The organism is Ramlibacter sp., assembly GCF_050250995.1.
GTDB lineage: Bacteria > Pseudomonadota > Gammaproteobacteria > Burkholderiales > Burkholderiaceae_C > Ramlibacter.
Genome location: NZ_JBFWNP010000008.1, coordinates 1 through 26,195 on the forward strand (window position 1 = coordinate 1; position 26,195 = coordinate 26,195).

The window sequence follows — 26,195 nt, forward strand, 5'->3', positions numbered from 1 at the left end:
GCTGGAGGAAATCCTCGGCGTGAGCCTGTTCGACCGCAGCGTGCGGCCGCCCGCGCTCACGCTCGTGGGAACCTCCGTGCTGCGCTGCGCGCGCGACGTGTCGGCGAAGGTGCGCGAGCTCGAGGACACCGCCCGGCAGGGCGCGAGCGGGCGCGTTCCGCTGCTGCGCATCGGCATGCTCGACAGCTTCACTTCCACGGCCGGCGCGGCCATGCTGTCCCACCTGAACGACGCGGCGCTCGAATGGACGGTCACCTCGGGCTTCAAGGGCACGAGCATGCAGGCCCTGATCGATCGGGAAGCCGACGTGATCGTGACGTCCGACGAACGACTGCCCGCCGGCGTCGTCGCCCTGCCGCTTCTCACCGAGTCGTTCGTGCTGGTGCTGCCGATGTCCTGGCGCGGACCCGTGGACGACATCCGCGCCATCGCGGCCGACATTCCGTTCATCCGCTACGGGCGCGATTCGCACATGGGCGCGACCATCCAGTCCTACCTGGCGCGCGCCGGCGCGGAGGCGAAGGTGCGCCATCAGTTCGACACGACCGATGCCGCGGTGCGCATGGTCGCGGCGGGCTTCGGCTGGACGATCATGACGCCGCTGATATACCTGAAGTCGATGGTGTCGTCGGTGCGCGCGCGCGTCGCGCCGCTGCCCGGCAACCCGATTCACCGCACCATCGTCGTCGCCATGCGCGCGAACGAGGGCGAAGACCTGCACGGCCGCATTCGCGACGCCGCGCTGGCCGCGCTGGGTGAGGTGGTGCAGCCGCAGATCGAGAAGATCCTTCCGCAGTGCGCGGACCTCTTCCGGGTCGCGCGCAGGACCACCGCCAGGACGACCGGCAAGACGACCGCCAAGGCGACCGGCAAGGCGACCGGCAAGTCGAGCCGGGTCCGCAAGATTTGAACCCCGCAAGGAGACTCCCATGCAAGCCACCCTCACACCCCCCGCGCAGAAGCCGCGCATCCTTCCCTTCGACACGGTCATCGGCGCCGAAGTCGCCGGCGTGGACGTAGGCGCGGGCGTCACGCCGCAGATGTGCGAAGCGATCCTCGAGGCGCTCGACACGCGTTCGGTCGTGGTGCTGCGCAACCAGCGCTTCACGCCCGCGCAGCACGTGCAGCTCGCGGCCGGCATCGGCGAGGTGCTGCCGCTGTTCTATCCGCAGTACACGCTGAAGGAGGAGCCCAACGTCGCTCTGATCTCCAACAAGAAGGTCGACGGCCGCGCCATCGGCATCGAGGACGCCGGCATGCTGTGGCACACCGACGCGTCGTTCAAGAAGCAGCCCGAGATGTACAGCGTGCTCTACGGGCTGGAGATTCCCGAGCGCGACGGCAAGCGAATCGGCGACACCGCGTTCGCCAGCGCGATCCATGCGTACAAGTCGCTGCCGAAGGAGCTGCGCGAGCGCCTCGTCGGCATGACGGCCACGCACAGCTTCGAGCATCACGTCGCGAAGAAGGCGGCCAAGGGCCAGATGAAGCGCGACCCGCTCACGCCCGAGCAGAAGGCGAAGCTGCCGGACATCAGCCAGCCCGTCGTCTGCGCGCATCCGCGCACGGGCGAGCCCTGCCTGTACGTGAGCGAGGGCCACACGAAATGCATCGACGGCCTGCCGCAGGCGGAGAGCGACGCCCTGCTGGAGCTGCTGTGGAACCACATCAAGGAGCCGCGCTTCCAGTACCGCCACCAGTGGACGCCGAACGACGTGGTGATCTGGGACAACCGCGCCGTGCAGCACCTCGCGATCTTCGACTACGAGGGCCTCACGCGCCACATGAACCGCGTGGGAACGTCCGGGCCGCCGACGGTCGCCTGGCGGCCCGCCTGATCCGCACGACAACGACAAAGGAGCATCGACCCACATGACCTTCTTCAGCCGACGCGCCGCGCTCGCCGCGCTCGCCCTTGCCGGCGCCGCATCCGCCACCGCCTCGTTCGCGCAGGACGCCTGGCCTTCGCGGCCCGTCAGGATCATCATTCCGGGCGCGCCGGGCTCCGGCACCGAAGTCGCGACACGTGTCCTCGCCGAGCAACTGTCGACGCGCCTCGGGCAGAACTTCATCGTCGAATCGCGGCCCGGCGCCGACGGCCGCGTCGGCGCGCAGGCCGCGGCGCGTTCGCCCAAGGACGGCTACACGCTCTTCATGGGCACGATCGCGAGCCTGTCGCTCAACGAGCACCTCTTCAGCGAACTCGGCTACGACCCCGACAAGGATTTCGAGCCGGTGTTCTTCACCGGCTTCATCCCGATGATCGTGGCCGTGCATCCGTCGGCGCCCTACCGCACCCTGACCGATCTCGTGGAGGCGGCGAAGGCGAAGCCCGAGACGGTGAACGTCGCGCTGCCCAGCACCACCTCGAAGCTCGTGTTCGAGGTATTGCAGCAGGAGGCGAACGTCAAGCTGTTCGCGGTGCCGTTCAACCAGACCGGCAGCGGCATCAACAACGTCGTGGCGGGGCAGATCCCCGTGCTGATCGACACCGTCGCGGGCACGCGCGCGCTGATCGAGGGCGGACGGCTGCGCGCGCTCGCGGTGACGAGTCCCGCGAGCACGTCGCTGCTGCCGGGCGTGAAGTCCGCGGCGGAGCAGGGCCTGCCGGGCCTGCAGGTCACGGCATGGAACGTGATCTCGGTGCCGAGCGGCGTGCCGCCGCAGGTGCGGCAGAAGCTGCACGCGACCATGCAGGAGATCCTGAAGGACGCGAGCTACCGCACGAAGCTGCTGGCCGTGGGTTTCGAGCCCGCGCTCGCCGCGCCCGCCAAGCCCGCGCAGGACGAGGTGCGCGCCGAGCGCGCGCGCTGGGGCAAGCTGATCAAGGACCGGGGGATCAAGCCATGAGTGTTGTCGTCAAGCCGCTCGCGCCGAAGCTCGGCGCGGAAGTCACGGGCTTCGAGATGTCGAAACCCCTGTCCGACGAGGACTTCGCGGCGGTGCGCCGCGCGTTCTACGAGCACGGCGTCATCGTCATCCGCGCCGGCGCATTCGACGACGACGACCACATCCGCTTCAGCCGCCGTTTCGGCGAGCTGAAGATGCTCAAGTTCGAGGCCTACCTCGGCGAGCGCAAGCCCGAGATCTTCGTGGTGTCCAACATCAAGAAGGACGACCAGTACATCGGCGCGCACGACGCGGGCATGTTCTGGCACTCGGACGGCCCGTTCCTGAACGTCCCGCACGGCCCCTCGGCGCTGCACGCCTACGAGGTGCCGATGCAGGACGGCCGCGCCCTGGGCGACACGCACTTCGCGAACACGGCGGCGGCGTACGACGCGCTGCCGGACGCGATGAAGAAGACGATCGACGGGCTGCAGGCCGTCAACAGCCTGGCGCGCCGCTTCGAGCTCGCCGAGCGCAGCGGCATCGCCGGCAGCTCGGCGCGCGCGCAGGCGAAGACGCAGGAGCAGGAGGCGATCCATCCCGTGGTGCGCATCCATCCCGTCAACGGCCGCAAGTGCCTGTACGTAAGCGACGGCTATACGACGCAGATCGTCGGCTGGCCCGAGGACGAGGCGAAGGCGCTCATCGCCGAGCTCACGCAGCACGTCGTGAAGCCGGAGTTCTGTTACACGCATTCGTGGCGCGTCCACGACCTCGTGATGTGGGACAACTGCTCCACGCAGCACAAGGCGACGTTCGACTACAAGCTGCCGCAACGGCGGCTCATGCACCGGACCACGCTGGCCGGCTGACAGACGTTTCGACACATCGAGAGGTGACCATGAAACCCATCGTTCGCACGCTGTTCGCGCTGGCCACGCTGCTGGCCTTGACCGTATCGCAAGGCGCCTTCGCGCAGGCGGCATTTCCGACGAAGCCCGTGAAGATCGTCCTGCCCTATGCCGCAGGCGGCGGCGGCGACCAGTTCACGCGCATGTTCGCGCAGGCGCTGGGCGAGTTGTGGGGCCAGAGCGTCGTGGTCGAGAACCGGCCCGGCGCCGGCGCGACCATCGGCACCGACGTGGTGGCGAAGGCCGCGCCCGACGGCTACACGCTGCTCATGATCTCCAGCACCATCGCGGTCACGCCGTCGGCCTACGCGAAGCTGCCCTACGACGTCCACAAGGACCTCGTGCCCGTGGGACTGCTCGCGCAGTCGCCCTTCATCGTCACGGTCAATCCGGCCGTGCCGGCGACCACGTTCGAGGAGTTCCTGCGTTACGGCAAGGCGAACCCGGGCAAGCTCAACTTCGGGCACGCGGGCAACGGCACGATGGCGCACCTGACCTACGAGCTGCTCAAGGCGCGCGCGGGGCTGCAGGCCGCCGTCGTCGCGTACAAGGGCAGCAACCCGGCGATGCTGGATGCGTTGTCGGGGCAGGTGGACTTCATCGTCGACACGCCAGCGGCCATCGGCCAGCATGTGCGGGCCGGCAAGCTGCGCCCGCTCGCGGCGACGACGGCCAAACGGGCGGCCGCGTTTCCGAACGTGCCGACCATCGCCGAAGCGGGCGTGTCCGGCTTCGACGTGTCGGTGTGGTTCGGCCTGATGGCGCCCGGCGGCACGCCGCCCGCGCTGGTGCAGAAGATCAACGCGGATGCGCAGAAGGCATTCGCCGCCTCCGGCATCGCCGCGAAGCTCGGCGTCATCGGCATGGAGCCCTTCCTGACGTCGCCCGCCGAGTTCGGCGACCTGCTGCGCAACGAGATCACGAAGTGGGGCCAGGTCGTGAAGGCCGCCAACATCAAGTTCGAGTAGTTCGGGTGATAAGGTACGGCGGATGAATCCATCCGCACCTTTCGACTTCAGGGGCCGCCATCTCTTCGTGGCCGGCGGCTCCAGCGGCATCAACTTCGGCGTGGCGGAGGGCTTTGCGCGCGCCGGCGCGAACGTGAGCCTGATGAGCCGCTCGCTCGACCGCATCACTGCCGCTGCGTCCCGACTCGTCGCGCTGGGCGCCGATGCGATCGGCCTTGCCGGCGACGTGCGCGACCCCGCCGCCGTGCAGAAGGCGCTGGATGCCGCGGTCGAGCGCTTCGGCCCCATCGACGTGCTGCTCAACGGCGCGGCCGGCAACTTCCTCGCGAAGATCAACGACATGTCGCCCAACGCGTTCAAGTCCGTCGTCGACATCGACCTGCTGGGCAGCTTCAACGTCGCGCGCCTCGCCTACGGCCATCTGCGCAAGCCCGGCGCGTCGATCATCCACATTTCGACCACGCAGGCTTTCACGCCCACGCCCTACCAGGCGCACGTGTGCGCGGCGAAGGCCGCGGTCGACATGCTTTCGCGCGTGATGGCGGCGGAGTGGGGCGCGGACGGCATCCGCGTGAACTCGATCATGCCGGGGCCGATCGCGGACACCGAGGGCCTGAACCGGCTCGTGCCGACGCCGCAGGGACGCGACGCGATGGCGCAGCGCGTGCCGCTGAAGCGTCTGGGCCGCACCTCCGACATCGCGCACGCGGCGATGTTTCTCGCCAGCGAGTGGGGCGACTTCATCACCGGCGCCGTGATTCCGGTGGACGGCGGCCTGGGGCTGACGGGGCCGCGCGATTTCACGGCGGCGGGCGAGGCCTCGAAGCAGGCGCGCGTGGCGGCGGGGAGCGGCGCATGACGGATGCAAAGCGTGACGCGGCGAAGTCGGAGCGCTATCTGCGCGGCGAGATCAATCTCGAACGCGTCGACGGACGCACGGGCGTGGAGGTCGTCGAGAATCTCTCGCAGTCCTTCCCGGACATGGCGAAGTACCTCGTCGAATACCCGTTCGGCGACATCTACGAACGCCCGGGCCTCGGCCTGCGCGAGCGCGAGATCGCCGTCATCGCGGCGCTGTGCGCGCTGGGCAATGCGGGGCCGCAGCTGCGCGTGCATATCCACGCATCGCTCCACGTCGGCGTCACGCCGAAGGAGATCGTCGAGGTGATGATGATGATGTCGGTGTACGCGGGTTTCCCGGCGGCGCTGAACGGGCTGGCGGCGGTGCGGGAGGTTTTCGAGGCGAACGGGATCGAGCTGCCGCTGAAGGAGTGAGAAGTCCCCTCCCGTCAATCGGGCGCGGCATATCGTTCCGTGCATCGGACGCCGCCGAAGCGCTAGAGACAAACCCGCTGACTGCGTCCGCGAATCTCCGCCAAGCTCCTCCCGACCAAGGAGATTCGCCATGAAATTCCCCGCGCGCCTCGCCTGCCTCGCCGCCCTTGCCCTGGCCCTTCCGCTCGCACCGCCGACGGCCATGGCCCAGGACTACCCCACCAAGTCGATCCGGGTCATCGCGCCGGTCTCCGCGGGCGGCCTGACCGACATCATCCTGCGCGCCATGGCCACGAAGATGAGCCCGGTGCTCAACGGCCAGACCGTAGTCGTCGAGAACATGCCCGGCGCGGGCACGATGGTCGGCACGGCGGCGCTCGCGCGCGCGGTGCCGGACGGCTACACCTGGGGCATTGGCGCGTCCGGCGCGCTGGCCGCGAATCCGCACATGCAGAAGACGCTGCCGTACAACCCGCAGAAGGACTTCGCGCCCGTCTGCAAGATCGGGGCGGCGGCGTACATCCTCGTCGCGAATCCCGCGTTCGGCGTCAAGACGCTGCCCGAACTGCTCGCCAAGGCGAAATCCGGAAAAGTCACGTTCGCGTCGCCGGGACTGGGCTCGTCGCCGCACATGGCGCAGGAACTGTTCAAGGCCAAGGTGGCGACGCCCTTCCTGCACGTGCCGTACAAGGGCACGGCGCCGGCGGTGAACGACACGATCGCGGGGCACACGCAGGTGCTGTTCGAAGCGGGCGGGCCGCTCGCGCCGCACATCAAGAGCGGCAAGCTGGTCGCCATCGGCGTCACCAGCGGCAAGCGGCTCGCCTCGCTGCCCGACGTGCCGACCTTCGAGGAGCTGGGCTACAAGGACATCCGGCTCGAGGGCTGGATCGGGATCATGCTGCCGGCCGGCACGCCGCAAGCCATCGTGACGAAGGCGAGCGAAGCCTGCAAGACCGCACTGGCCGCGCCCGACGTGCAGGCCCACGGCGTCGCCAACGGCTTCGAGGTCGACTACGCGGGCCCGGCGGAGTTCGCGGCCTTCATCGCCAGCGAATACCAGAAGTGGGGCGATCTGATCCGGCTCGCGGGCATCAAGCCCGAGTAAGGGCGCGGATCGCCGCACGCCGCTAGACTGGGGCGATGGCGCACTGGCAAGAAGAGGGCAAGGAGCCCGATTACCGTTTTTCGCTCGCGAACGAGCGCACCTTCCTCGCGTGGGTCCGCACCGCGCTCGGGCTGCTCGCGGCGGGCGTCTTCCTGCACGAGCTCGCGCTCGGCTCGCTCAAGGTCGGCAGCTGGCTCGCGGTGGCGCTGGCCGGCGCTGCGGCCCTCGTCGGCGCGGCGGCCTACTGGCGCTGGCGCGGCAACGAGATCGCGATGCGGCACGCGCGTCCGCTGCCGCGGTCCACGCTCATCGTCGCCACGGCCATCGGCCTCGCGGTGCTGTCGGTCGCGGCAGCGCTCCTGATCGCCACCGGCTGGACGTGACGCGGACATGACGCGCGACCCCGGCCTCCAGCCCGAACGCACCTCGCTCGCCTGGCAGCGCACGGCGCTCGGCATGTTCGGCGTCGGCATGCTCGTCGTGCGCGCGGCGCACATGAGCGCCGCGACGTCGGCGCTCGTCGTGTCGGCCGTCGCGAGTCTCGGCGCGGTGGCCTGCATGCTCTTTGCCGCGTTCCGCGGGCGCGAAGGTCCGGCGACATCCGCGCCGGCTTTGCTGATCCTTGCCGTGGCCGCCTGCACGTCGGCCATCGCGCTTTGCGCCGCCTACGTGGCGATGCGCTGAAGCCGCCCGCTACCGTCCGCTCGCGCCGGGGTCAGGGCAGGGCGAGCAGGTCGGCCACGTGCATGCGCCCGGCGCGCGCGAGCGCATCGTGGCTCTTCAGCCATTTCGCGAGCGGCACGCGGTTGACGCCGCCGCCCGAGCTCGAACTCTGCGAGAAGAACAGATCTCCGGCGTCCCCGCCCACGATGCCGACGTGGTCGACGTCGAGCGCGCGGCCGCGGTCCCATGAATATTCCGAGTAGTCGAGGCCCACGATCACGCCCGGCTGGAAATGCGTGTGCTGCAGGTACGGCGCCGTGATCAGGCATTCGGCGCCCGCGCCGCAGCGCGTCACCTGGTCGTCGGAGTGCGATAGGAAGGCCCCCGGCGGCGTCTTCTTCCCGTAGGCCGCGAGGATCTCGCCGATCATCAGGTAGACCCAGCCCGAGCAGTCGATGCGCCTGGCGCCGCGCAAGGCCGTCCACGACTTCGCCTTGTCGCCGAGGCCGTAGGCGATGGCGTCGAACTCGTGCGTGCGCTGCGCGACGATGCGTGCGGCGGCCGTGCGGTCCTCGCCCGAAAGCCGCGGCGGCGCATCGAAGTGCTGGGCGAGCCATTTGCGGCGCACGAAGCCCTTCAGCCCGGCGCTCACGCCCGTCGTCACGGCGACCTCCGCCCATTCCTTGGCGAAGAACTTCTTCGGCGTCTCGGCGACGTCCCCCATGCGCAGTTCCCCGATGACCTTGCCGCCGGGCGAGGCGCGCAGGTTGAGCGCGGTGGCGATGCTCTGGAGTCGCATGACGAAGTCCCTCCTTGCTCACTCACTCTGGGCGTTCCATTGCACGGATCAATCGGGTAAGCCCGATTGACCGCCTACCGGCCCCCGCGAACGATGGCCTCCGAGTCGCGGCCGTTCGCCGCGCGGGAGCTTCCATGCGAGCAGTCTCGTTCGAATCGGACGACTACGAACAGGCGGTCGAGACCTTCTTCGACAAGGGCTGGTCCGACGGGCTGCCGGTCGTGCTGCCCACCCGCAAACTGGTCGAGGCGATGATCGCCGCGGGCGGGCGCGACCGCGACGAGAACCTCGGCCCGATCGGCCCGAAGAACAACGACGCCACCGTGGAGATGCTCGCGATCAACGCGGTCATGGGCGGCTGCAAGCCGGAGTACTTCCCCATCGTGCTCGCCGCGATGGAGGCGATGCTCGCGCCCGAGCACAACCTCACCGGCGTGATCCAGACCACGCACATGTGCTGCCCGCTCGTGATCGTGGGCGGCCCCATCGCGAAGGAGCTCAAATTCAATTCGCGCGAGGGGATCTTCGGCAACGGCTACCGCGCCAACGCGACGGTGGGCCGCGCGGTGCGCCTCGCGATCTGGAACATCGGCGGCGCGGTGCCGTGGGAGACCGACATGTCCACCATGTCGCACCCCGGCGAATATACCTTCTGCATCGCCGAGGAGGAAGAGGAAAACCCGTGGCCGCCGCTGCACGTGGAGCGCGGCTGCGCGCCCGGCAGCAACGCGGTGACGGTGTTCGCGTGCGAGCCGCCGCACAGCGTCGACGCGCAGGGCACGCCCGCGGAGATGCTGTACTCCATCGGCGACTCGCTCATCGGCCTGGGCAACAACAACGCGCACTACGCGGGGCAGACGCTCGTCGTCATCAACCGCCGGCAGGCCGCCGAGTTCGCGAAGGCCGGCTGGTCCAAGGACGACATCCGCCACCACCTCTGGGACAACGCGCGCCGGCCCGGCGGCGAGCTCAAGGCCTGCGGCGTCTTCCACGAAGGCATGCGCAAGGCGCTGGTGGAGCAGAAGCGCACGCTCGCGCGCTACGACTACACGAAGCTCGACGACGCGAGCCGCATCCCCGTGACCGACCGGCCCGAGGACATCCATATCGTCGTCGCGGGCGGCGTGGCGTACTTCGCCGCGGTGCTGCCCGGCTGGGGCGCATTCGGCGGCTATGCGGTCACGCGGCCCGTGCGCATCCCCGGCCGGTAGAACGCAAGAGATTCCAAACCCGCGCCCCGAGCGCACGCAACAGGAGACAAGCGATGAAGAGACGACTGACACTCGCGGCGGCACTGCTCGCAGCCGCATGCGTGCTGCCCGCGGCGGCGCAGCAGGGCGAGCCCTGGAAGATCTCGGTGTTCCTGCCGATCACCGGCGCGAACGCCGGCTACAGCCAGGACTTCAAGCTCGGCTACGAAGTGGCCGTGGAGGAAATCAACCGCAAGGGCGGCATCAAGGGCCGGCCCATCGCGCTGAACATGGCCGACACGCAGAGCAACCCCGGCCAGGTCGCCGCGCTGATCCGCCAGGCCTGCAACGAGGCGCTGATCGTGAGCTCGACGCTGTCGCAGGAGTCGCAAGTCGCCTTCCCGGTCGCCAACAGCATGCAATGCCCGGCGTTCGCGTCGGCCACCGCGGCCGCGGGCCTGACGGCGGCGAACCGGCCGTGGGGCTACTCGATCCTCACGCCCTCGAACGTGTCGACGCCGCTGGCGATCAACGCCGTGCTCGGCGTCGTGAAGCCGAAGAAGGCCGCCGTCGTCATCCAGAAGGCCGACAACGCGTCGAATCTCTACGGCGAAGCCAGCGTGAAGGCGCTCACCGACGGCAAGGTGCAGGTCGCCGAGACCCTCACGGTCGGCGCGAACGACGTGGACTTCGGCCCCCTCATGTCGCGCATCGCCGCGGCGCAGCCCGACCTCATCGTCATCTCGACGCTCGACCGTCCCGCCATCGGCATGCTCAAGGAAATCCGCAAGGCGCAGTACAAGGGCACGGTCATGGTGACGCAGTCCGCCTACAGCGTGCTGTGGAACGACCAGCCGCCCGAGCTCTCCGAAGGCGTGTACCGCTACGCGCAGGCCGACCTCGCCTCCGACCCCGATCCGCGCGTGAAGGACTTCATCAAGGCCTACGAGTCCAAGACCAACGGCCGTCCGCCCACCTTCAACGCCGCGCTGCCCTACGACGTGATCATGGTCAGCAAGGAAGCGATCGAGAAGGGCAACCTGAGCGGCGCCGCGGCGAACCGCGCCGACGACCGCAAGAAGTTCACCGAGGCGCTCAACGGCATGAAGAACTACAAGGGCCTGACCGGCACCATGACGATGACGAAGGACGGCTTCATGCAGGCCACGCCGCTCGTGCTGCAGTTCCGCAAGGGCAAGTGGGTGCGCGTGGGCTGACCGCCGCGCCTCGACGACATCGACGACATCGACGATGGGAAACCTCGCGCAGAACTTCATCAATGCGCTGACGCTCGGGAGCACCTACGCGCTCGTGGCCGTCGGCTTCACGCTGGTGTTCGGCGTCCTGCGCCTGGTGTACCTGGGCCATGCGGCGGTCATCGCCGCATGCGCCTACGTCGGCTACGGCGTGCTGCGCGCGACCGGCAGCGTGACGCTCGCGCTCGTCGCGGGCATCGTCTCGGGCGGCATCCTCGGCCTGCTGGTCGAGTGGATGGCGATCCGGCCGGTGCGCGGACAGCACCACCTGATCCCCATGGTCACCTCGGCGTCGTTCGCGATCGTCGTGCATGAACTGCTGCGCATCTTCGTGGCGGGCGGGCAGTCCATCGCGTATCCCGAGGCGTTCACGAGCACCGTGATCCGCTTCAAGCTGGGCGACCAGACGCCGTACTTCACCGTGGGCCAGCTCGCCGTGCTGCTCGTCACCGCGGCGATGGTGGTGGCGCTGACCTGGATCGTTCGCAAGACCTGGATGGGCCGCGCGATCCGTGCCGTCGCCGATTCGGAGCAGGCCGCGTCGCTGCTCGGCGTGCGCGTGAACGCGACCTCCGCGCGCACGCTCATGCTCGCGTCGATGCTCGCGGGCGCGGCGGGCGTGCTGCTTGGGCTCACCATCGCGGCCATCGATCCGCACTTCTCCACGCCGCTCGAATTCAAGGCGATCGCCATCGTGCTCTTCGCCGGGATGGGCAGCATTCCGGCGGCCGTCGTCGGCGCCTACCTGCTCGGCTTCGTCGAGTCCTTCGCCGTCGTGTTCCTCGATACGTCCTACCGCGACCTGTTCGCGTATCTCGTGATGATCGTCATCCTGATGGTCCGGCCCGATGGGCTGATGGGCCGCCGCGTGTCGCAGCGCGTCTGAAGACCGGGCCAGCATGGGCAATACCGAACTCGGCGCCTTCCTGACCGTGCAGTGCATCATGTGCATCGCGGCGCTCGGCCACTATCTGCCGCTGTCGATGAAGCAGCTCGACGTGGGCATCGCCGGCTACATGGCCATCGGCGCGTACACCAGCGCGCTGCTGACGCGCAACCACGACGTCTCCTTCGCCGTCGCGCTGCTCGCGGGCACGGGCGCGGCGGCGCTCGCGGCGCTCATCATCGATTCGCTCGCGACGCGGGTGCGGCTGTCGGGCTTCGCGTACGCGATCTTCAGCCTGAGCTTTGCCGAGTCGCTGCGCGTCATTCTCAACAACGCGGACTTCGCGGGCGCGACGACGGGCCTGGCGGGCATCAAGCCGCACACGACGCTGGGGCTCGCGGCGACGCTGCTCGCGCTCACCATCGCCGGCTTCGTGATCCTCGACCGCACGCGCCTCGGCCAGCTCAAGACGGCGATCTGCGACGACGAGTTCATCGTGCCGCAGATGGGCGTGCCGCTGCTCGCGACCAAGCTCACCATCTTCGCCATCGGCGGCGCGCTGGGCGGCCTGTCCGGCGGGCTGTTCGCGCACTACGTGATCTTCATCCGTCCGGACGACTTCGGCTTCGCGCTCCTGATCGCGATCCAGCTGCCCATCGTCTTCGGCGGACTCGACCGCTTCTACGGCGCGCTGGTGGGCACCGTGCTGCTCGCGACGCTGCCGGAGCTGGTGCGCGGCCTCGGCAACTACCGCCTGCTCTTCATCGGCGCGGCGACGATGCTGCTGCTCGCCCTGCGGCCCGCCGGCCTCGTCTCCCACGACAACATCCGCTGGATCGCCGGCCGCTTCGACAGCGTCCGCGCGCTGTTCGGCGGGCGGCGCCGCAACGAGGAGGCGGCGCGATGACGCGGGCCATCGAGGTCGAGGGCGTCACCGTCCGCTTCGGCGGCGTCTCCGCGCTGACCGACGTGTCGATGCACTTCGACGGCGGCGGCGGCATCGACGCCGTGATCGGCCCCAACGGCGCGGGCAAGACGACGCTGTTCAACGTGCTCACGGGCGTGGTCGCGCCGACGCAGGGCCGCGTGCATGCGCTGGGGCGCGAGATCACGGGGCTGCGGCAGGACGCGATCTTTCGCGGCGGCGTGTCGCGCACCTTCCAGGGCGTTCGCCTGTTCGAGCATCTGACGGTGCGGCAGAACGTGATGCTGGCGGCGCGGTCGGCCAATGGACGCGCCCGGCGCGCGAGCGGCCACCTGGCCACCGGCTGGTGGGAAACGAGCGACATGCGCGAGCGCACGCGCGAGGCGCTGGAGCATGTGGGCCTCGTCGGCGCCGCCCAGGAGAAATTCCCGTCGCAGCTCACGCTGTGGGACAGCCGCATGGTGGAAATCGCGCGCGCGATCGGCTCGCAGCCCGGCGTGCTGCTGCTCGACGAGCCGGCGGCGGGCCTCAACCCGGTGGAGAAGGCGCGCCTGCGCGAGCTGCTGCACAAGCTGGCCGCCGCGCTCGACTGCCGTCTGATCGTCGTCGAGCACGACATGGACCTCGTGATGTCCATCGCCGAACACGTGTGGGTGCTGAACTTCGGCAAGCTGCTCGCGCACGGCCGCCCGGCCGAGGTCCAGGCGAATCCGCAGGTGCTCGAGGCCTACCTCGGCTCGCCGCAGGCCGAGGAGGCGGTGGCATGACGTCGGGCGGGGGGGCACTGCTGTCCGTGCGCGGACTGCGCTGCGGCTACGGCCGCGGCGACGTGATCCAGGACATCGACCTCGACGTGGAGGCCGGCGAAACCGTCTGCCTCATCGGCCCCAACGGCGCGGGCAAGTCGACGCTGATCAAGGCCGTTGCGGGCCTCGTTCGCGCGCGCGCCGGCAGTGTGCGGTTCGACGGCCGCGACATCACGGCCGAGCGCACCGACCAGCGGGTCGAAGCCGGCATGGCGCTGGTGCCCGAGGGGCGCGGCCTGCTCACCACGCTGACGGTCGAAGAGAACCTGATGATGGGCGCGTACGTGCGCCGCAAGGAACTCGACATCCCGGCCGAGATGGAGCGCGTGACCACGCTGTTCCCCGTGCTGCGCGAGCGGCGAGAGCAGGTCGCGAGCACCCTGTCGGGCGGCGAGCAGCAGCAGCTCGCGATCGCGCGCGCGCTGATGAGCCGTCCGCGATTGCTGATCCTCGACGAGCCCTCGTTCGGCGTCGCGCCCCTCGTGGTGGCCGCGATCTTCCGCACGATCCGCGAGCTGGGCGAAGCCGGCACGACGATCCTGCTGGTGGAGCAGAACGCGCGCATGGCGCTGCGGGTGGCGCAGCGCGGCTACGTCATCGAATCGGGCCGTTGCGTGCTGGGCGGCGCCACCGCCGAGCTGCGCGAGAGCCCCATCGTGCGCGACGTGTATCTCGGCGCCGCGGCGTAGTATGGTGAATACGAGAGCAAGGAGGCTCCCAAGATGGAAATCCTGATTCCTGCCTATACCGAACGCGAAGAGAAGCACCAGGCGGACAGCAAGCTCGCTTCGCTGCAGGGCGCGACCGTCGCCTTCGTCGACGACAACTACGACGCGAGTTTCGCGGACGAGCTGGAGGAAGAACTCAAGCGCACGTTCGGCGCGCTGGTCAAGCGCTTCGTCAAGCCCTGGGGCTCCGCGCCCTCGCCGAAGGAGTTGATCGAGGAGGCGGCCCGATGTCAGGTCGCCATCGTCGGCATCGCCATGTGAGGCTCCTGCACGTCGGGCAGTGTGCTCGACGCCGCAGCGTTGGAAAAGAAGGGGATCCACACCGTGACCGTGGCGTGGGACAACTTCGAGAAAGCCGCGCGCCTGGCCGCGCGCGTTCAGAAAGTGCCGAACCTGGCCCTCGCGATCATGCCGCACCGCAAGGGCGGGGACACGGAGGACGATCAGCGGGCGAAGGCGAGGGCGCTCGCGCCGGAGGTGGTGAGGTTGTTGCTGGCGGGTTGACTCGGCGCTGGTTCCTGCCCGGGATGTCCGCGTGACGGCGGGCGGGAGCGCCCGCTACACTGCTTCGCATGGACCATGTCGGAGCCGCCCTCGGGGCGATTTGCGGAACCGGTGATGATCGTTCGCGGGCGATGCTCGCGCATCGCGTGGCGTGGGTCCTGGGCCGCGGACCGGGCATCAGCAACATCAATGCACATCTTGGTGCGGTGAAGCCGCCCCGCGGCGTCACCGCGGATGTCATTGCCCTGCACAAGGCGGCGATGTTGCTCGATCTGATCGTGCCCGTGGCGAGCCTGAAGCCGCCGACCAATTTCCGGCAGTTCGACCTGGATCTTCATCTGGACAGCGTCAAGCGGCGCACGGCCGATTTCCCCGCATCGACGAATCCCGTGGCGCCTTACCTCGCCGGGAGTTTTCTGCTCTACGCGACGCAAACCGAGCGCGATCAGGCCATGCAGTCGATTCCCGAGGCGATCGCCCTTTTGCGGGCCGGCGCGTTGGCCATCGAGGCCATGAGTCCCGTCGGGGCCGATCCGAATGCGTCCCGGACGCTTTTCCACCGATGGTTCGGCGTGCAGGCGCCGCAGGGCGTTGCAATGGCGAAGAGCCGGATCGAGCAGACGATCGCCGGCCTTGCCACGGGCGTTTGCTTCAACTACGCAGGCGCGAACGTGGGGACGAACCGCTATAGCCTGGGCGAGATGGGATTCAATACATCGAACGTCACGCTTCCCGGTGCGGTCCGGCGCGGGATGGATTGGGGATCGGCCAAGGCAACGGTGGGGCCTTACATCCTGCTCGAGTCGAAGTTCTTCGTGGGCGCGGAGACCACGGGCTATCGATTGACGCAGCATCACGCCAACGACTCGCCCGAAATGGAAGTGTCGCGGGGCGGGGCCGTCCTGCACGAGGCGACGCACGTCTTTGCGGCGACCCACGACGAGCGGTTTGCGCCCCCGGCCAGTGCTCAAGCCTATGGCCCCCGACTGGCTCGTCGGCTTGCGGCGAACGAGCCGGCCAAGGCTTTGAAGAACGCGGACACCTATCGGCTGTTCTGCGAAGACGCGTATGCGTTGCAGCGGGCCGAAGCCGCGGCGCTGGCCGCGCTTCCCGCGCCCGTGGTCGTCGCACCCCTGGCGCCTGCGTGAGCGAAGTCTCCGGAAAACTCAGTTCGCAAGCGCGAGGGCCGTTGCATGGTCGGGGAACGCGCGCAGCAACTTCTTGTCCGCCGTGATCAACTTGGTGTCGAGCTTCATCGCCAGCGCGACGAACTCGCAGTCATACGCACTGCAGTCGCTGTTCCGTACCAGCCGCAATACGAGCTCGGAGTCGACGTCGAACTCCGAGCCCGAGAGCAGATCTTCCGCCTCGGCCTGGAGCCGACAGGCCTGGCCGAAGTCGAGGGTATCCCGGCGCAGGTAGCCGGCGAGGATGTTGCGGAACTCGCTGCGCCAGAGCATCGGCGCGGCCCAATGCGAATCGCGCTCGTACAGCGCCTCCGCGCTCGCCGTGTGATCGCCGGGCAGGTACAGGTAGGCCAGGACGTTCGAATCCACGACGATCACGAGCGGCCCTCCCGCTTCATCGCGTCGATGTCGCGGGGGCGGAACTTGCCGCGGGGCAACGTGGCGCGCAATTCGCGCGCACGCGCAAGCCGCTCTGCCGGCGCGACGCGGGCCGGCAACAGCGCCGCTTCGAGGCACACGATCGCTTCGCTGTTCATGCTGCGCCGGTGCGCTTCCGCCGAGGACTTCAGGCGCTCGTAAACCTCGTCGGGAATGTTCTTGAGGGTCAGGGTCGTCGGCATCGTGACCATCCTTCCATAACGGAACCATTATGGTTTCTCGGGCGAAGGACGTCAATGCCTTTCGAAGCACGGAACGCCCGGGCTTTCCCGGTTGCGGCGAAGTGCGCATGGCGCGACGCTGGCCCCTTGCCCTCCGATGACCCCATGAGCGCCGCTTTCGACGCGGGCACGGCCGACCGGCGCCGCGCACTTCCCTCCATCGACCGACTCCTGCGCCACGACAGCGCACAAGCGCTGGTGGACGCGCACGGCCGCGCTCCGGTGGTGGAGATGTTGCGCGAAATGCTTCAAGAGCATCGCACCTCCGGCACGCCCCTTGCCGAGATCGACGACGGCGCCGTGCTCGCGTCCTGCGCGCAGCGGCTAGCGAATGAGGATCGGCCCTCGCTGCGCCCCGTCTTCAACCTCAGCGGCACGGTGCTCCACACCAATCTCGGCCGCGCATGCCTGCCCGAGGCCGCCGCACGGGCCGCGTTGATGGCCATGACCTGCGCGACCAATCTCGAATTCGACATCGAGACCGGGCGCAGGGGCGAACGCGACGACCACGTCGAAGACCTCCTGTGCCGCCTCACCGGCGCGGAAGCGGCGACCGTGGTGAACAACAACGCTTCCGCCGTGATGCTCCTCCTCAACACGGTTGCGGCACGCAGGGAAGTCGTGGTGTCGCGCGGCGAACTCGTGGAGATCGGCGGCGCATTCCGCGTGCCCGACGTGATGCAGCGCGCCGGCTGCAAGCTGCATGAAGTGGGCACGACGAACCGCACGCACCTGCGCGATTACGAGGCGGCGTTCGGGCCGCGCACCGCGGCGTTCATGAAGGTGCATGCGAGCAACTACGTGGTGGAAGGCTTCACCGCCGAAGTGCCGCAGCGCGAACTCGGCGAACTCGCGCGAAGCAAGGGCATCCCCTTCCTGATCGACCTCGGCAGCGGCTCGCTGATCGACCTGGCGATGTTCGGCCTGCCGCCGGAGCCGACGCCGCGCGCGGCCATCGCCGACGGCGCGGGCGCCGTCACCTTCAGCGGCGACAAGCTGCTGGGCGGGCCGCAGTGCGGGATCATCGTCGGCAGCCGCGATCTGGTGAAGCGCATGCGCGCGAACCCGCTCAAGCGCGCGCTGCGTGTCGACAAGATCATCCTCGCCGCGCTGGAAGCAACACTGCGCCTCTACCTCGACCCCGAACGCGCGCGCCGCGAGGTGCCGACGCTGCGCTGGCTGACGCGGCCGCGCGACGACATCCGCGCGCAGGCGCTCCGCCTGCTGCCCGCGTTCGAAGCCGCGCTCCGCGAAAAGGCGAACGCGAAGGTCGAGGTCGTCGACTGCATGAGCCAGATCGGCAGCGGGGCGCGGCCGGTCGACCTGCTGCCGAGCGCGGGCCTGGCGATCGCGCCGCAGGACAGGCAATGGTCGGCGGCGGATTTCGCCGCGGCGTTCAGGGCCTTGCCCATGCCGGCGATCGGGCGCGTCCACAAGGGCGTGTTCCATCTCGACCTGCGCTGTCTCGACGACGAAGCGGCGCTGCTCGCGCAGCTGCCGCGCCTCGTCATGCGCAAGGCCGCGAAGTGATCGTCGCGACCGCCGGCCACATCGACCACGGCAAGACGGCGCTGGTGCGCGCGCTGACCGGCGTGGACACCGACCGGCTGCCGGAGGAGAAGGCGCGCGGCATCTCCATCGAGATCGGCTTCGCGCACTGCACGGTGGGCGACACGACGCTCGGCTTCGTCGACGTGCCCGGCCACGAGCGCTTCGTGCGCAACATGCTGAGCGGCGTGTATGCCATCGGGCACGTTCTGCTGGTCGTGGCGGCCGACGACGGCGTGATGCCGCAGACGCGCGAGCACCTGCACATCGTCGACCTGCTGGGCGTGGCCGAGGGGACGATCGTGATCACGAAAGCGGACCGCGTCGATGCCGACCGCCTGCTGCAGGTCGGCCGGGAGGTGCGCGATCTGGTCGGCGCCACGCGGCTGCACGATGCGCCCGTGCTCGCGGTGTCGTCGCTTTCGGGCGAGGGCATCCCCGCGCTGCGCCAGCGGCTGCTCGACACGGCCGCGAATCGGCAAGCGAAGCACGCCGCGAACGACGAACATGCCCGCTACGTCGTGGATCGCGCGTTCACCGTCGCCGGCAGCGGCACCGTCGTCACGGGCACCGTGATCTCGGGATCGATCGCCGAGGGCGACCTGCTCACGATCTCGCCGCGCGGCGTCGAGGCACGGGTGCGCAAGCTGCAGCGGCACGGACGCGCCGCTGCGAGCGCGGCGGCGGGCGAACGATGTGCGCTCAATCTCGCCGGCGTGGAACTCGCGGACGTGACGCGAGGCGACTGGGTCGTCGCAGCGTCCGCGCACGCACCGACGGATCGGATCGACGTGCAGGTGAAAGTGCTCGCTGGCGAGACGCAGCCCCTGAAGCACTGGACGCCGGTCCACGTCCATATCGGCGCGGCCGACGTGCCGGCCAGGCTTGCGCTGCGTCGCGGCGCGGCGGTGGCGCCGGGGGACGAGTCCATCGCGCAACTGCGCCTCGACCGCGCGATCCACGCCGTGCATGGCGACCGGCTGATCGTGCGCGACCAGTCGGCGACGCGCACCGTGGGCGGCGGCATCGTCCTGAATCCGTTTCCCGCGCAGCTCGCCCGCACCGAGCGCGATGCCTCGCTGGCCGCGCTGGCGGATGGCGACCTGACGCAGGCGGCGGCCGAGCTGGTGAAGGGGGGCAAGGACGGCGTGCCGCTCGAGTGGCTGGCGCGCGTGTTCAACGTTCCCCTGGCCACCGCCGAGGCGCGCCTGCCGCCCTACGCCATCGTCGTGCGCGCCGACGGCCATTCGCCGCGCGCCTTCTCCGACCGGCGCGTCGCGCAGCTGCAGCAAGGCATCGTCGAGCGCATCGGCCGCTTCCACGCGAAATACCGCGAACTCGGCGGCATCGAACTTTCGCAACTGCATGCCGACCTGGCGCGGGCGATTCCCTTCGATCACTTCGCGGCCCTTGTGAAGTCGATCGCGCCGGCGGCCGGTTTGCTGTTGCGCGGCTCGCGCGTGGCCAATGCCGGGCACGACGCCACCGACAATCCGCGCGACCTGCTCCTGTGGCAGCGGGCGAAGCCCGTGCTGATGCAGGCCGCGGCAATGATCCCCTCCGTGCGCGAACTCGCCGCCACGCTGAATGCGCCGCTGCAGACGCTGCGCGACCTGATGCATGCCAAGAGCGCCTTGGGCGAACTCGTGAAGCTCACGCCCGAGCGGTTCGCGTTGCCGCAGACGATGGACATGCTGGCGGTCAAGGCGGACGAGACGTCGAAGCGGCACGGCGGGCCGTTCAGCGCCGCGCACTACCGCGACGTCATCGGCACCGGCCGCGGCCTCGCCATCGAGATCCTGGAGTGCTTCGACCGGCTGGGGGTGACGCAGAGAAAAGGCGATTTGCGTACGCTGCGCGCGCCCCGCCCGGGCGATGCGGTGGTGGATGTGAACATCGCGGTCGAAGCGGTCGAAGCGGTCGCGGCGGTCGCGGCGGTCGCACGCCCGCCCGGCCGCAATTGAGGAACAATCGACGAAACAGGTTTCATGCGGAAGGGAATCGTTCCCGGTGGAGCGGCCGGACTTCAAACCCGGTTGAGGCTGTCGCCAGTCTTTCGTGGGTTCGACTCCCACTCCCTTCCGCCAATTCGGGGGCGGCGGTGTCAACCGCGCCCGCGGAAATGTTCCGTGCAACGGATGTGCCCGTTCGCGATCTTCCGCATTCCCCGAAAGAATCGCGCCAAACCCACGCCGCGCATGGCACTTTGCGGCGCGGGGTGATCCAATCCTCCACATCCACCTCTGACGGGAGACATCCATGACCACGAACGTCGAAGCGCTCGCCGCCTTCACCGCCGACACCCGCTTCGAAGACCTGCCGCCCGCGGTCGTCCAGGAAGCCAAGCGGCTGCTGGTCGACTCCATCGGCTGCGGCCTCGGCGGCCTGAGCCATCCGAAGGGCGCGATCGGCGTGAAGTACGCCGCGGTGCTCGGCCCCGGCGCGCCGGGCGAGCAGGCCACCATCATCGGCACCGGCGAACGCGTCTCGGCCGTGGGCGCCGCGTTCGCGAACGGCGAGCTCATCAACGCGCTCGACTTCGACGCCGTGCTGCCGCCGGGCCACGTGAGTCCCTACGTCATCCCGCCCGCGCTGGCCGCGGCCGAGGGCGCGAAGGCCTCGGGCCGGAGCCTGCTCGCGGCGGTGGCGATCTCGCACGAGATGACCAACCGCATCGGCAAGTCGATGAGCGCGCTGCGCGACACCAAGGACGGCAAGGCCTCGCCCCCGGCCGTGTTCGGCTTCTCGCAGAGCATCTTCGGCGCCGCCGCCGGCGTCGGCAAGGTCAAGGGCCTGTCGAAGGAGACGATCGCGGCCGCGCTCGGCATCGCGGGTAGCATGTCGCCCGTGCAGTCGCAGTGGTCGTGGTCGGTCCACGTGCCCACGGCCACGGTGAAGTACGGCCTGGCCGGCGCGGTGACGCAGGCCGCGATGGCCGCCTCGTCGCTCGCCGAGCTCGGCCACACCGGCGACATCCAGATGCTCGACGACGGCGAGTTCGGCTACTCGCGCATGATCGGCAGCACGCGCTGGACGCCCGAGCGCATGATGGCGAACCTCGGCAAGGAATGGTTCTTCATTCCCGAGCAGGTCTACAAGCTCTATCCGCACTGCCGCATCCTGTCCGCGCCGCTCGACGTCCTGCGCGAACTTGTCGAGAAGAACGACATCAAGCCGTCCGAGATCGAAGGCATCAAGGCCTGGGTCGAGGGTTTCGTGATGGAGCCGCTGTGGCTCAACCGAAAGATCGACCATGTCACGCAGGTGCAGTTCAGCATGGCGCACGGCCTTTCGGTCGGCGCGCATCGCGTGCCGCCCGGCAAAGCCTGGCAGTCGCCGGAGGTGGTGAACGATCCGTCGATCATGGCCCTCATGGACAAGATCGAATTCGAAGTCCACCCCGAGTACGCGAAGCTGCTCAACGAGCATCCGGCGAGCCGTCCGACGCGCATCGAGGTGCGCGCGCGCGGCACCACCTTCGTGGGCGAGAAGCGCTTCCCGCGCGGTGGCGCGACGCCCGACCCCGCAACCTTCGTGACCGACGACGAGCTCTCCCGCAAGTTCGTGGTCAACGCCGAGGGCGTGCTCTCCGCGCGCACGACCGACGCCATCCTCCAGCAGCTGTGGTCGCTGGAGAAGGTCGACGACGTCGGCCGCGTCATGGCCCTGTTCCAGAAGTAGAAACCCAAGAATGACGACACGCCTTCCGCGCCCCCTCGAGGGGCTTCGCATCCTCGACCTCACCGTGGCCCTGGCCGGCCCCTACGGCACGCTCCTGCTCGGCGGCCTCGGCGCGGAGGTGATCCGCGTCGAGTCGCCCGAGGGCAGCGACCTCGGGCGCACCAACCCGCCCTTCGTCGGCGCCGACGGCATCCATTTCGTGAAGCAGGCCGACGACGACCTCTCGCTCACCTTCCTCAACCGCGCGCGCAACAAGAAGAACATCACCCTCAACCTCAAGTCGGAGCAGGGCCGCGAGATGTTCATGGCGCTCGCGAAGACCTGCGACGTCGTCATGGAGAACATGAGCGACGGCACGGCGAAACGCCTGGGCGTCGACTACGAGAGCGTGCGCAAGGCCAACCCCTCGATCATCTACGCGTCCATCAATTCGCTGGGCGACCCGAGCGCGATTCCCGGCCTGAAGGGCATGGACATCATCGTGCAGGCCTACAGCGGCATGATGGCGGTGACCGGCTTCGCGGACGGCCCGCCGACGCGCGTGGGCGTGCCCATCGCGGACCTGATCGCGCCGCTCTTCGCGGTCAACGGCATCCTCTCCGCGGTGATCTACCGTTCGAAGACGGGCGAGGGCCAGCACGTGCAGGTGTCGATGCTCGACTGCATGGCTTCGTGGGTGGCCGAGGAGCATTTCGACGTGATGGCCGATGCCGGCTTCCCGATGCGCACCGGCAACTCGACCGACCGCATCGCGCCCTTCGGCGTGTTCGCGACGAAGAACGGCCACGTCGCCATCGCGGCGGCGCAGCCGGCGGCGACCAAGGAACTGTTCGAGGCGATGGGCCACGCCGAGATGCTCGACGACCCGCGCTTCAATTCGCGCGGCGCGCGCGCGAAGAACGTGGCCGAGATGAATGCGCGCATCGAGGCCTGGACGCGCACGCTGACGAACGACGAGGTCATGCGCGAGCTGTTCGAGAAGCGCGGCGTGCCGACGGCGCCCGTTCGCACGCCGCAGGAGATGCTGAAGGACCCGATGCTGCACGCGAGCGGCGCGATCGTGAACCTGAAGCACCCGGTCCACGGCGACATCGGCAAGGTGGGCACGGGCCTGCCGATCCGTTTCTCGAAGTGCGCGGCGGACTTCGACGTGCCCGCGACGGACACGGGCACGGCCAACGAACAGGTCTACGGCGAGCTGCTGAACCTGTCGAAGGCGCAGCTCGTGGAGCTGAGGGACGCGGGCGTCATCTAGCGCGTCGGGCCGGAGCCCCGTCATTCCCGCGAAGGCGGGAACCCAGGGCTCCCGTATTCACATCTCGCTTCACGTCACTCCGCGTGCGCCAGCGCAATGGCGCGCTTCCACTTCTCGTTTTCCTTCGGGAAGTCGGCATTGAACGCGCGGTGGTCCATGATGTCCACCGACATGCCCTGCTTCAGCGCGAACTCCTTGTACTCGTTGGAGCGCGCGATGCGCACCGACTCGTCGGACAGCTGCTGCGCGATCGCGGCGGGGAATCCCTTGGGGCCGATGAAGCCCATCCACGAGGCCATCTCGAGCCCCGGCACGCCGGCCTCGGCGCCCGTCGGCACTTCGGGGTGGCCTTCCCAGCGCTTGTCGCTGCTGACCGCCAGCGCGCGCAGGCGGCCGCCGCGCATCAGCTGCAGCACCGAGCCGGAGCCCTGCCACGTATAGGCGACCTGGCCGCTCACCGTGTCGGTGATCGCCTGGGCGTTGCCCTTGTACGCGATGTGGCGCGCCTTCGTCTTGGTCAGGTCGGTCATGGTCACCGCCGCGAGGTGCGAGGTGCTGCCCTTGCCGCCGGAGCCGTAGGGAATCTCGCCCGGCTTCGCGCGCAGCGCGCCGATGAGGTCGCTCAGCGATTTGTACGGCGAGTCCGTCGGCACCACGAGCGTGAGCGCCGAATTGCTGACCTTCACGATGCCGACGAATTCGGCGACCGGGTCGTAGGTGAGGGCGGAGTCGGGGACGATGCGCGTCGTGAAGTGCGTGATGCCGGTGAAGAGCAGCGTGTAGCCGTCGGGCGCGGCCTTGCCCACGAAGTCGCTCGCGATGCCGCCGCCCGCGCCGGCGCGGTTGTCGACGACGAAGGTCTGCTTCATGCGCGAGCCCAGTTGTTCCGCCATGAAGCGCGCATTCGCATCGACGGTGCTGCCGGGCGCGGAGCCGACGACGATGCGCACGGTCTTGTTCGGGTACTGCTGCGCGAAGGCGAGGCGGGGCAAGGCGATGACGGCGGCGGCCGCGCCGGCGGCCTTGATGATCTGTCTGCGGGTGAGGGGCATGCCCGTGTCTCCAGGTTGCAATCGGGGATCCCGGAAAGGGGCTCCCGGAACAAGCGGATTGTTCGCGGGCGAAACGCCGAGGGTCAATGAGGAAGACGACAGGTTCCGTACTACGGAAATTGCAAGGCTGTGCCTTCGTCGACGCTCAGTCGCACGTCGCCACGGTGAGTGCGCACAGTTGCCGGCTCAGCCGGTGGCGAAGCTCGGTGGCCTGGCTCTTGCCCTCGGTGGCGAGGTCCGGGCGCGGCAGCACCGAGAAAGAAGGCGGCGCCACGTCGTTGCCCGTCGAGCGCGCACCGTAGCCCGGCACGTAGATGCGCGCCGTGCCCGTCACGGGGGATGCGGCGCGGCCGCAGAGTTTCGACCACTCGCCGAGCGCGGGCGCCGTGAGGCAGGCGACGTGCGCGAGTCCCCGCACCGATTGCGCCACCATGCGCGGGTCCACGCCGTAGTACTGCGAGTCGCCCTTCGCTGCGAGCAGCACGACGGCAAGCCGCCTGCCGTCGCCCGTCACATGGTCGAACAGCGCGCGCGCCTGCGCCTCGTCCGTCACATGGCGCGGCTGCCCCGTGACGGGGACGCCCGCATCTTCGAGGCGAAGGCGGTCCACCCACTGGCCGAGCACCGCCGGCGGCGAAATCACCCAGGCCGCGGAGAGGTCGGAGCAGGAGGTCTCGACCGCGACGAGATCGGCCGCGCCACCGTCGGCGACGACGGCGCGCGTGGTCCATTCGGGATCGGCCTCGCGCTCGCGCGACGACACGGTCAGGGTCCAGACGGCTCCGTCCTCGCTCGTGGCCACCCGCAGACTGCTGCGCCCCGACGCGCTCTCGAGCTCGTCGCGCTCCATCAGCGCCGCGTTCGGCCGCAGGTGCGGCCACCGCGAGCCCAGCCACCGCCACACGATGTCGCGCGCGAGGCGGCGATTCGCGGCGGAATGCGCCTGGCAGCTCATCAGCGAGCGGAGAACGGCCTCGTGGCGCGACGGACTCCCGGCCTTGGCGCTGCGCAAAGCAGTCGTTTTCATTCTCTCGTCATGCATTCCGTGAACATACAGGACGAATGCAAAAAGCGTTCCGCCGCGCGAGCGCCGTCAGGCTTCAGACTGCGGAATAGTTCGCGCCCTCCGTTCGCCATCTTGCTCGCCCGAGAGCCGTGGCGCGTCCCCGGGGCCGCGCTCGTAATCCTCGACCAGCCGTTCCCAGATCGCTTCGAGTTCGTAGCTCACCGAGCGGGCAAGACCGTCGAGGTCCGGGAACAGCGTCGCGTAGGTCACGTTCATGCGGTAGAGCGCGCGCATGGCCTCGTCGCGCATCGACAGGGGAAGCACGAACTTGACCAGCAGCGCGTCCGAGCCGCCGTACGCATCGAGGATCTCGTCCAGCGGCTTGTCGAGGACGCCCGGGATGACAAAGAGGCCGGACTGCGCGATCAGGCGGCTGTCCATCTCGGAGGGTTCGCCGAACCAGATCAGCGGATGCTTGTTGCCGACGAACCAGCGCTCGAAGTTGCCGGGAATGCGCGGGTCGATCACCGAGCGCGTCAGCGATGGTTCGAAGGTCGGGGCGGCATGCCAAAGCGCGGGCGTGTTGAGCGCGAAGACCGCCACGTCGCAGTCGGCGCTTTCCAGCGCGAAGAAGGCCGCCACGAACGGCGACTTGGTGAAATCGAGCAGGCGCGTGGACGCGCCGTGGTGCTGCATGAGGGCGAGGCAGCGCAGGTCGTCGGCCAGCGCGGCGCGATCGGTCAGGTAGACGTGCGCCTTGCGCCGGAAGACACGCATGGCGCGGGATTCGCGCAGCGGCCACAGGCGCTCCTGCGGGCTGAACTGCTGCAGCCGCCGCGTGAGCGACGGCACCAGCGGCCAGCCGGCGTCGACGTGACCGCGGAAGGCCCAGCCTCCCATCGCATCGATCCGTTCGACGAACTCCGACCAGCGGGAGAGGCGGTGAACTTGCACGCGGT

At 69.1% G+C, this 26,195-nt stretch carries 28 protein-coding genes and 1 tRNA gene; 23 read left to right on the plus strand and 6 right to left on the minus strand.

Translation table 11 applies throughout. The features are described 5' to 3' along the window. The 10 genes from AB7E83_RS08340 to AB7E83_RS08385 form a co-directional block, all read left to right on the plus strand. Positions 1-910: LysR family transcriptional regulator (locus tag AB7E83_RS08340; RefSeq protein ID WP_428567698.1), on the plus strand; the 910-nt coding region annotated here is incomplete at its 5' end. Positions 911-929: 19 nt separating this feature from the next. Then, positions 930-1,838, plus strand: coding sequence for a TauD/TfdA dioxygenase family protein (locus AB7E83_RS08345; protein WP_428567701.1), 909 nt, complete (start codon positions 930-932; stop codon positions 1,836-1,838). 34 nt (positions 1,839-1,872) lie between these two features. Next, on the plus strand, positions 1,873-2,850 hold the full coding sequence (locus AB7E83_RS08350; RefSeq protein WP_428567703.1) for a Bug family tripartite tricarboxylate transporter substrate binding protein: 978 nt from the start codon (positions 1,873-1,875) through the stop codon (positions 2,848-2,850). Beyond that, positions 2,847-3,701 (plus strand): TauD/TfdA dioxygenase family protein, encoded by an 855-nt coding sequence (locus tag AB7E83_RS08355; RefSeq protein ID WP_428567706.1) that lies wholly within the window; start codon positions 2,847-2,849, stop codon positions 3,699-3,701. Before AB7E83_RS08350 ends, AB7E83_RS08355 begins: the two co-directional genes overlap by 4 nt. 29 nt (positions 3,702-3,730) lie before the next feature. Further along, complete coding sequence (locus AB7E83_RS08360) at positions 3,731-4,708, plus strand: Bug family tripartite tricarboxylate transporter substrate binding protein (protein ID WP_428567707.1); 978 nt, start codon at positions 3,731-3,733, stop codon at positions 4,706-4,708. Between the two features lie 22 nt (positions 4,709-4,730). Further along, complete coding sequence (locus tag AB7E83_RS08365) at positions 4,731-5,567, plus strand: SDR family oxidoreductase (protein ID WP_428567710.1); 837 nt, start codon at positions 4,731-4,733, stop codon at positions 5,565-5,567. Then, entirely contained in the window at positions 5,564-5,983 is a 420-nt protein-coding gene (locus tag AB7E83_RS08370; protein WP_428567712.1) for a carboxymuconolactone decarboxylase family protein, read from the plus strand. Before AB7E83_RS08365 ends, AB7E83_RS08370 begins: the two co-directional genes overlap by 4 nt. A 130-nt stretch (positions 5,984-6,113) precedes the next feature. Continuing rightward, positions 6,114-7,091, plus strand: coding sequence for a Bug family tripartite tricarboxylate transporter substrate binding protein (locus AB7E83_RS08375; protein WP_428567714.1), 978 nt, complete (start codon positions 6,114-6,116; stop codon positions 7,089-7,091). Positions 7,092-7,126: 35 nt separating this feature from the next. Then, on the plus strand, positions 7,127-7,474 hold the full coding sequence (locus tag AB7E83_RS08380) for a YidH family protein (protein WP_428567717.1): 348 nt from the start codon (positions 7,127-7,129) through the stop codon (positions 7,472-7,474). Between the two features lie 7 nt (positions 7,475-7,481). Next, complete coding sequence (locus AB7E83_RS08385; protein ID WP_428567720.1) at positions 7,482-7,775, plus strand: DUF202 domain-containing protein; 294 nt, start codon at positions 7,482-7,484, stop codon at positions 7,773-7,775. Positions 7,776-7,806: 31 nt separating this feature from the next. Here the strand turns inward: AB7E83_RS08385 and AB7E83_RS08390 are convergent, their stop codons facing one another. Continuing rightward, the gene (locus tag AB7E83_RS08390; protein WP_428567722.1) at positions 7,807-8,553 is read right to left on the minus strand and encodes a hypothetical protein; all 747 of its coding nucleotides are present in this window, start codon (positions 8,551-8,553) and stop codon (positions 7,807-7,809) included. Between the two features lie 134 nt (positions 8,554-8,687). On the opposite strand from AB7E83_RS08390, the gene AB7E83_RS08395 reads away from it, so the two are divergent. From AB7E83_RS08395 to AB7E83_RS08430, 8 genes are all read left to right on the plus strand, one after another. Continuing rightward, a complete protein-coding gene (locus AB7E83_RS08395) occupies positions 8,688-9,764 on the plus strand; it encodes a hypothetical protein (RefSeq protein ID WP_428567725.1) in 1,077 nt (358 codons plus the stop codon). Between the two features lie 53 nt (positions 9,765-9,817). Beyond that, positions 9,818-10,960 carry an ABC transporter substrate-binding protein gene (locus tag AB7E83_RS08400; protein ID WP_428567728.1) on the plus strand — a complete coding sequence of 381 codons (1,143 nt, stop codon included), beginning with the start codon at positions 9,818-9,820 and terminating at the stop codon, positions 10,958-10,960. Positions 10,961-10,994: 34 nt separating this feature from the next. Next, positions 10,995-11,885: a branched-chain amino acid ABC transporter permease gene (locus AB7E83_RS08405; protein WP_428567731.1), complete on the plus strand. Its 891-nt coding sequence runs from the start codon at positions 10,995-10,997 to the stop codon at positions 11,883-11,885. Between the two features lie 13 nt (positions 11,886-11,898). Beyond that, complete coding sequence (locus AB7E83_RS08410; RefSeq protein ID WP_428567734.1) at positions 11,899-12,792, plus strand: branched-chain amino acid ABC transporter permease; 894 nt, start codon at positions 11,899-11,901, stop codon at positions 12,790-12,792. Further along, positions 12,789-13,577, plus strand: a complete 789-nt coding sequence (locus tag AB7E83_RS08415; protein ID WP_428567736.1) for an ABC transporter ATP-binding protein — start codon at positions 12,789-12,791, stop codon at positions 13,575-13,577. Before AB7E83_RS08410 ends, AB7E83_RS08415 begins: the two co-directional genes overlap by 4 nt. Next, a complete protein-coding gene (locus tag AB7E83_RS08420) occupies positions 13,574-14,305 on the plus strand; it encodes an ABC transporter ATP-binding protein (RefSeq protein ID WP_428567738.1) in 732 nt (243 codons plus the stop codon). The genes AB7E83_RS08415 and AB7E83_RS08420 overlap by 4 nt, the downstream gene beginning before the upstream one ends. Positions 14,306-14,338: 33 nt before the next feature. Beyond that, positions 14,339-14,848, plus strand: a complete 510-nt coding sequence (locus tag AB7E83_RS08425) for a UGSC family (seleno)protein (RefSeq protein WP_428567741.1) — start codon at positions 14,339-14,341, stop codon at positions 14,846-14,848. A gap of 68 nt (positions 14,849-14,916) precedes the next feature. Next, positions 14,917-15,996: a M35 family metallo-endopeptidase gene (locus AB7E83_RS08430; RefSeq protein ID WP_428567743.1), complete on the plus strand. Its 1,080-nt coding sequence runs from the start codon at positions 14,917-14,919 to the stop codon at positions 15,994-15,996. An 18-nt stretch (positions 15,997-16,014) separates the two neighbouring features. Here AB7E83_RS08430 and AB7E83_RS08435 read toward each other — a convergent pair whose 3' ends face one another. After that, positions 16,015-16,413 carry a type II toxin-antitoxin system VapC family toxin gene (locus AB7E83_RS08435; RefSeq protein ID WP_428567746.1) on the minus strand — a complete coding sequence of 133 codons (399 nt, stop codon included), beginning with the start codon at positions 16,411-16,413 and terminating at the stop codon, positions 16,015-16,017. Continuing rightward, positions 16,410-16,655: a FitA-like ribbon-helix-helix domain-containing protein gene (locus AB7E83_RS08440; RefSeq protein WP_428567748.1), complete on the minus strand. Its 246-nt coding sequence runs from the start codon at positions 16,653-16,655 to the stop codon at positions 16,410-16,412. Before AB7E83_RS08440 ends, AB7E83_RS08435 begins: the two co-directional genes overlap by 4 nt. Positions 16,656-16,799: 144 nt before the next feature. Between AB7E83_RS08440 and selA the strand changes: the two genes are divergently transcribed. From selA to AB7E83_RS08465, 5 genes are all read left to right on the plus strand, one after another. Then, positions 16,800-18,224, plus strand: a complete 1,425-nt coding sequence (gene selA / locus AB7E83_RS08445) for an L-seryl-tRNA(Sec) selenium transferase (RefSeq protein ID WP_428567750.1) — start codon at positions 16,800-16,802, stop codon at positions 18,222-18,224. Beyond that, the gene (gene selB / locus AB7E83_RS08450) at positions 18,221-20,206 is read left to right on the plus strand and encodes a selenocysteine-specific translation elongation factor (RefSeq protein WP_428567753.1); all 1,986 of its coding nucleotides are present in this window, start codon (positions 18,221-18,223) and stop codon (positions 20,204-20,206) included. Before selA ends, selB begins: the two co-directional genes overlap by 4 nt. 28 nt (positions 20,207-20,234) lie before the next feature. Further along, positions 20,235-20,329 (plus strand) — tRNA-Sec (locus tag AB7E83_RS08455). Positions 20,330-20,501: 172 nt separating this feature from the next. Beyond that, a complete protein-coding gene (locus AB7E83_RS08460) occupies positions 20,502-21,923 on the plus strand; it encodes an MmgE/PrpD family protein (protein WP_428567755.1) in 1,422 nt (473 codons plus the stop codon). 10 nt (positions 21,924-21,933) lie between these two features. Then, entirely contained in the window at positions 21,934-23,178 is a 1,245-nt protein-coding gene (locus AB7E83_RS08465; protein ID WP_428567758.1) for a CaiB/BaiF CoA transferase family protein, read from the plus strand. 74 nt (positions 23,179-23,252) lie between these two features. Here the strand turns inward: AB7E83_RS08465 and AB7E83_RS08470 are convergent, their stop codons facing one another. From AB7E83_RS08470 to AB7E83_RS08480, 3 genes are all read right to left on the minus strand, one after another. Next, on the minus strand, positions 23,253-24,230 hold the full coding sequence (locus tag AB7E83_RS08470; protein ID WP_428567760.1) for a Bug family tripartite tricarboxylate transporter substrate binding protein: 978 nt from the start codon (positions 24,228-24,230) through the stop codon (positions 23,253-23,255). 145 nt (positions 24,231-24,375) lie between these two features. After that, positions 24,376-25,257, minus strand: coding sequence for a hypothetical protein (locus tag AB7E83_RS08475; RefSeq protein WP_428567763.1), 882 nt, complete (start codon positions 25,255-25,257; stop codon positions 24,376-24,378). Positions 25,258-25,323: 66 nt separating this feature from the next. Then, a complete protein-coding gene (locus AB7E83_RS08480) occupies positions 25,324-26,190 on the minus strand; it encodes an FRG domain-containing protein (protein WP_428567765.1) in 867 nt (288 codons plus the stop codon). Between the last annotated feature and the right edge of the window lie 5 nt (positions 26,191-26,195).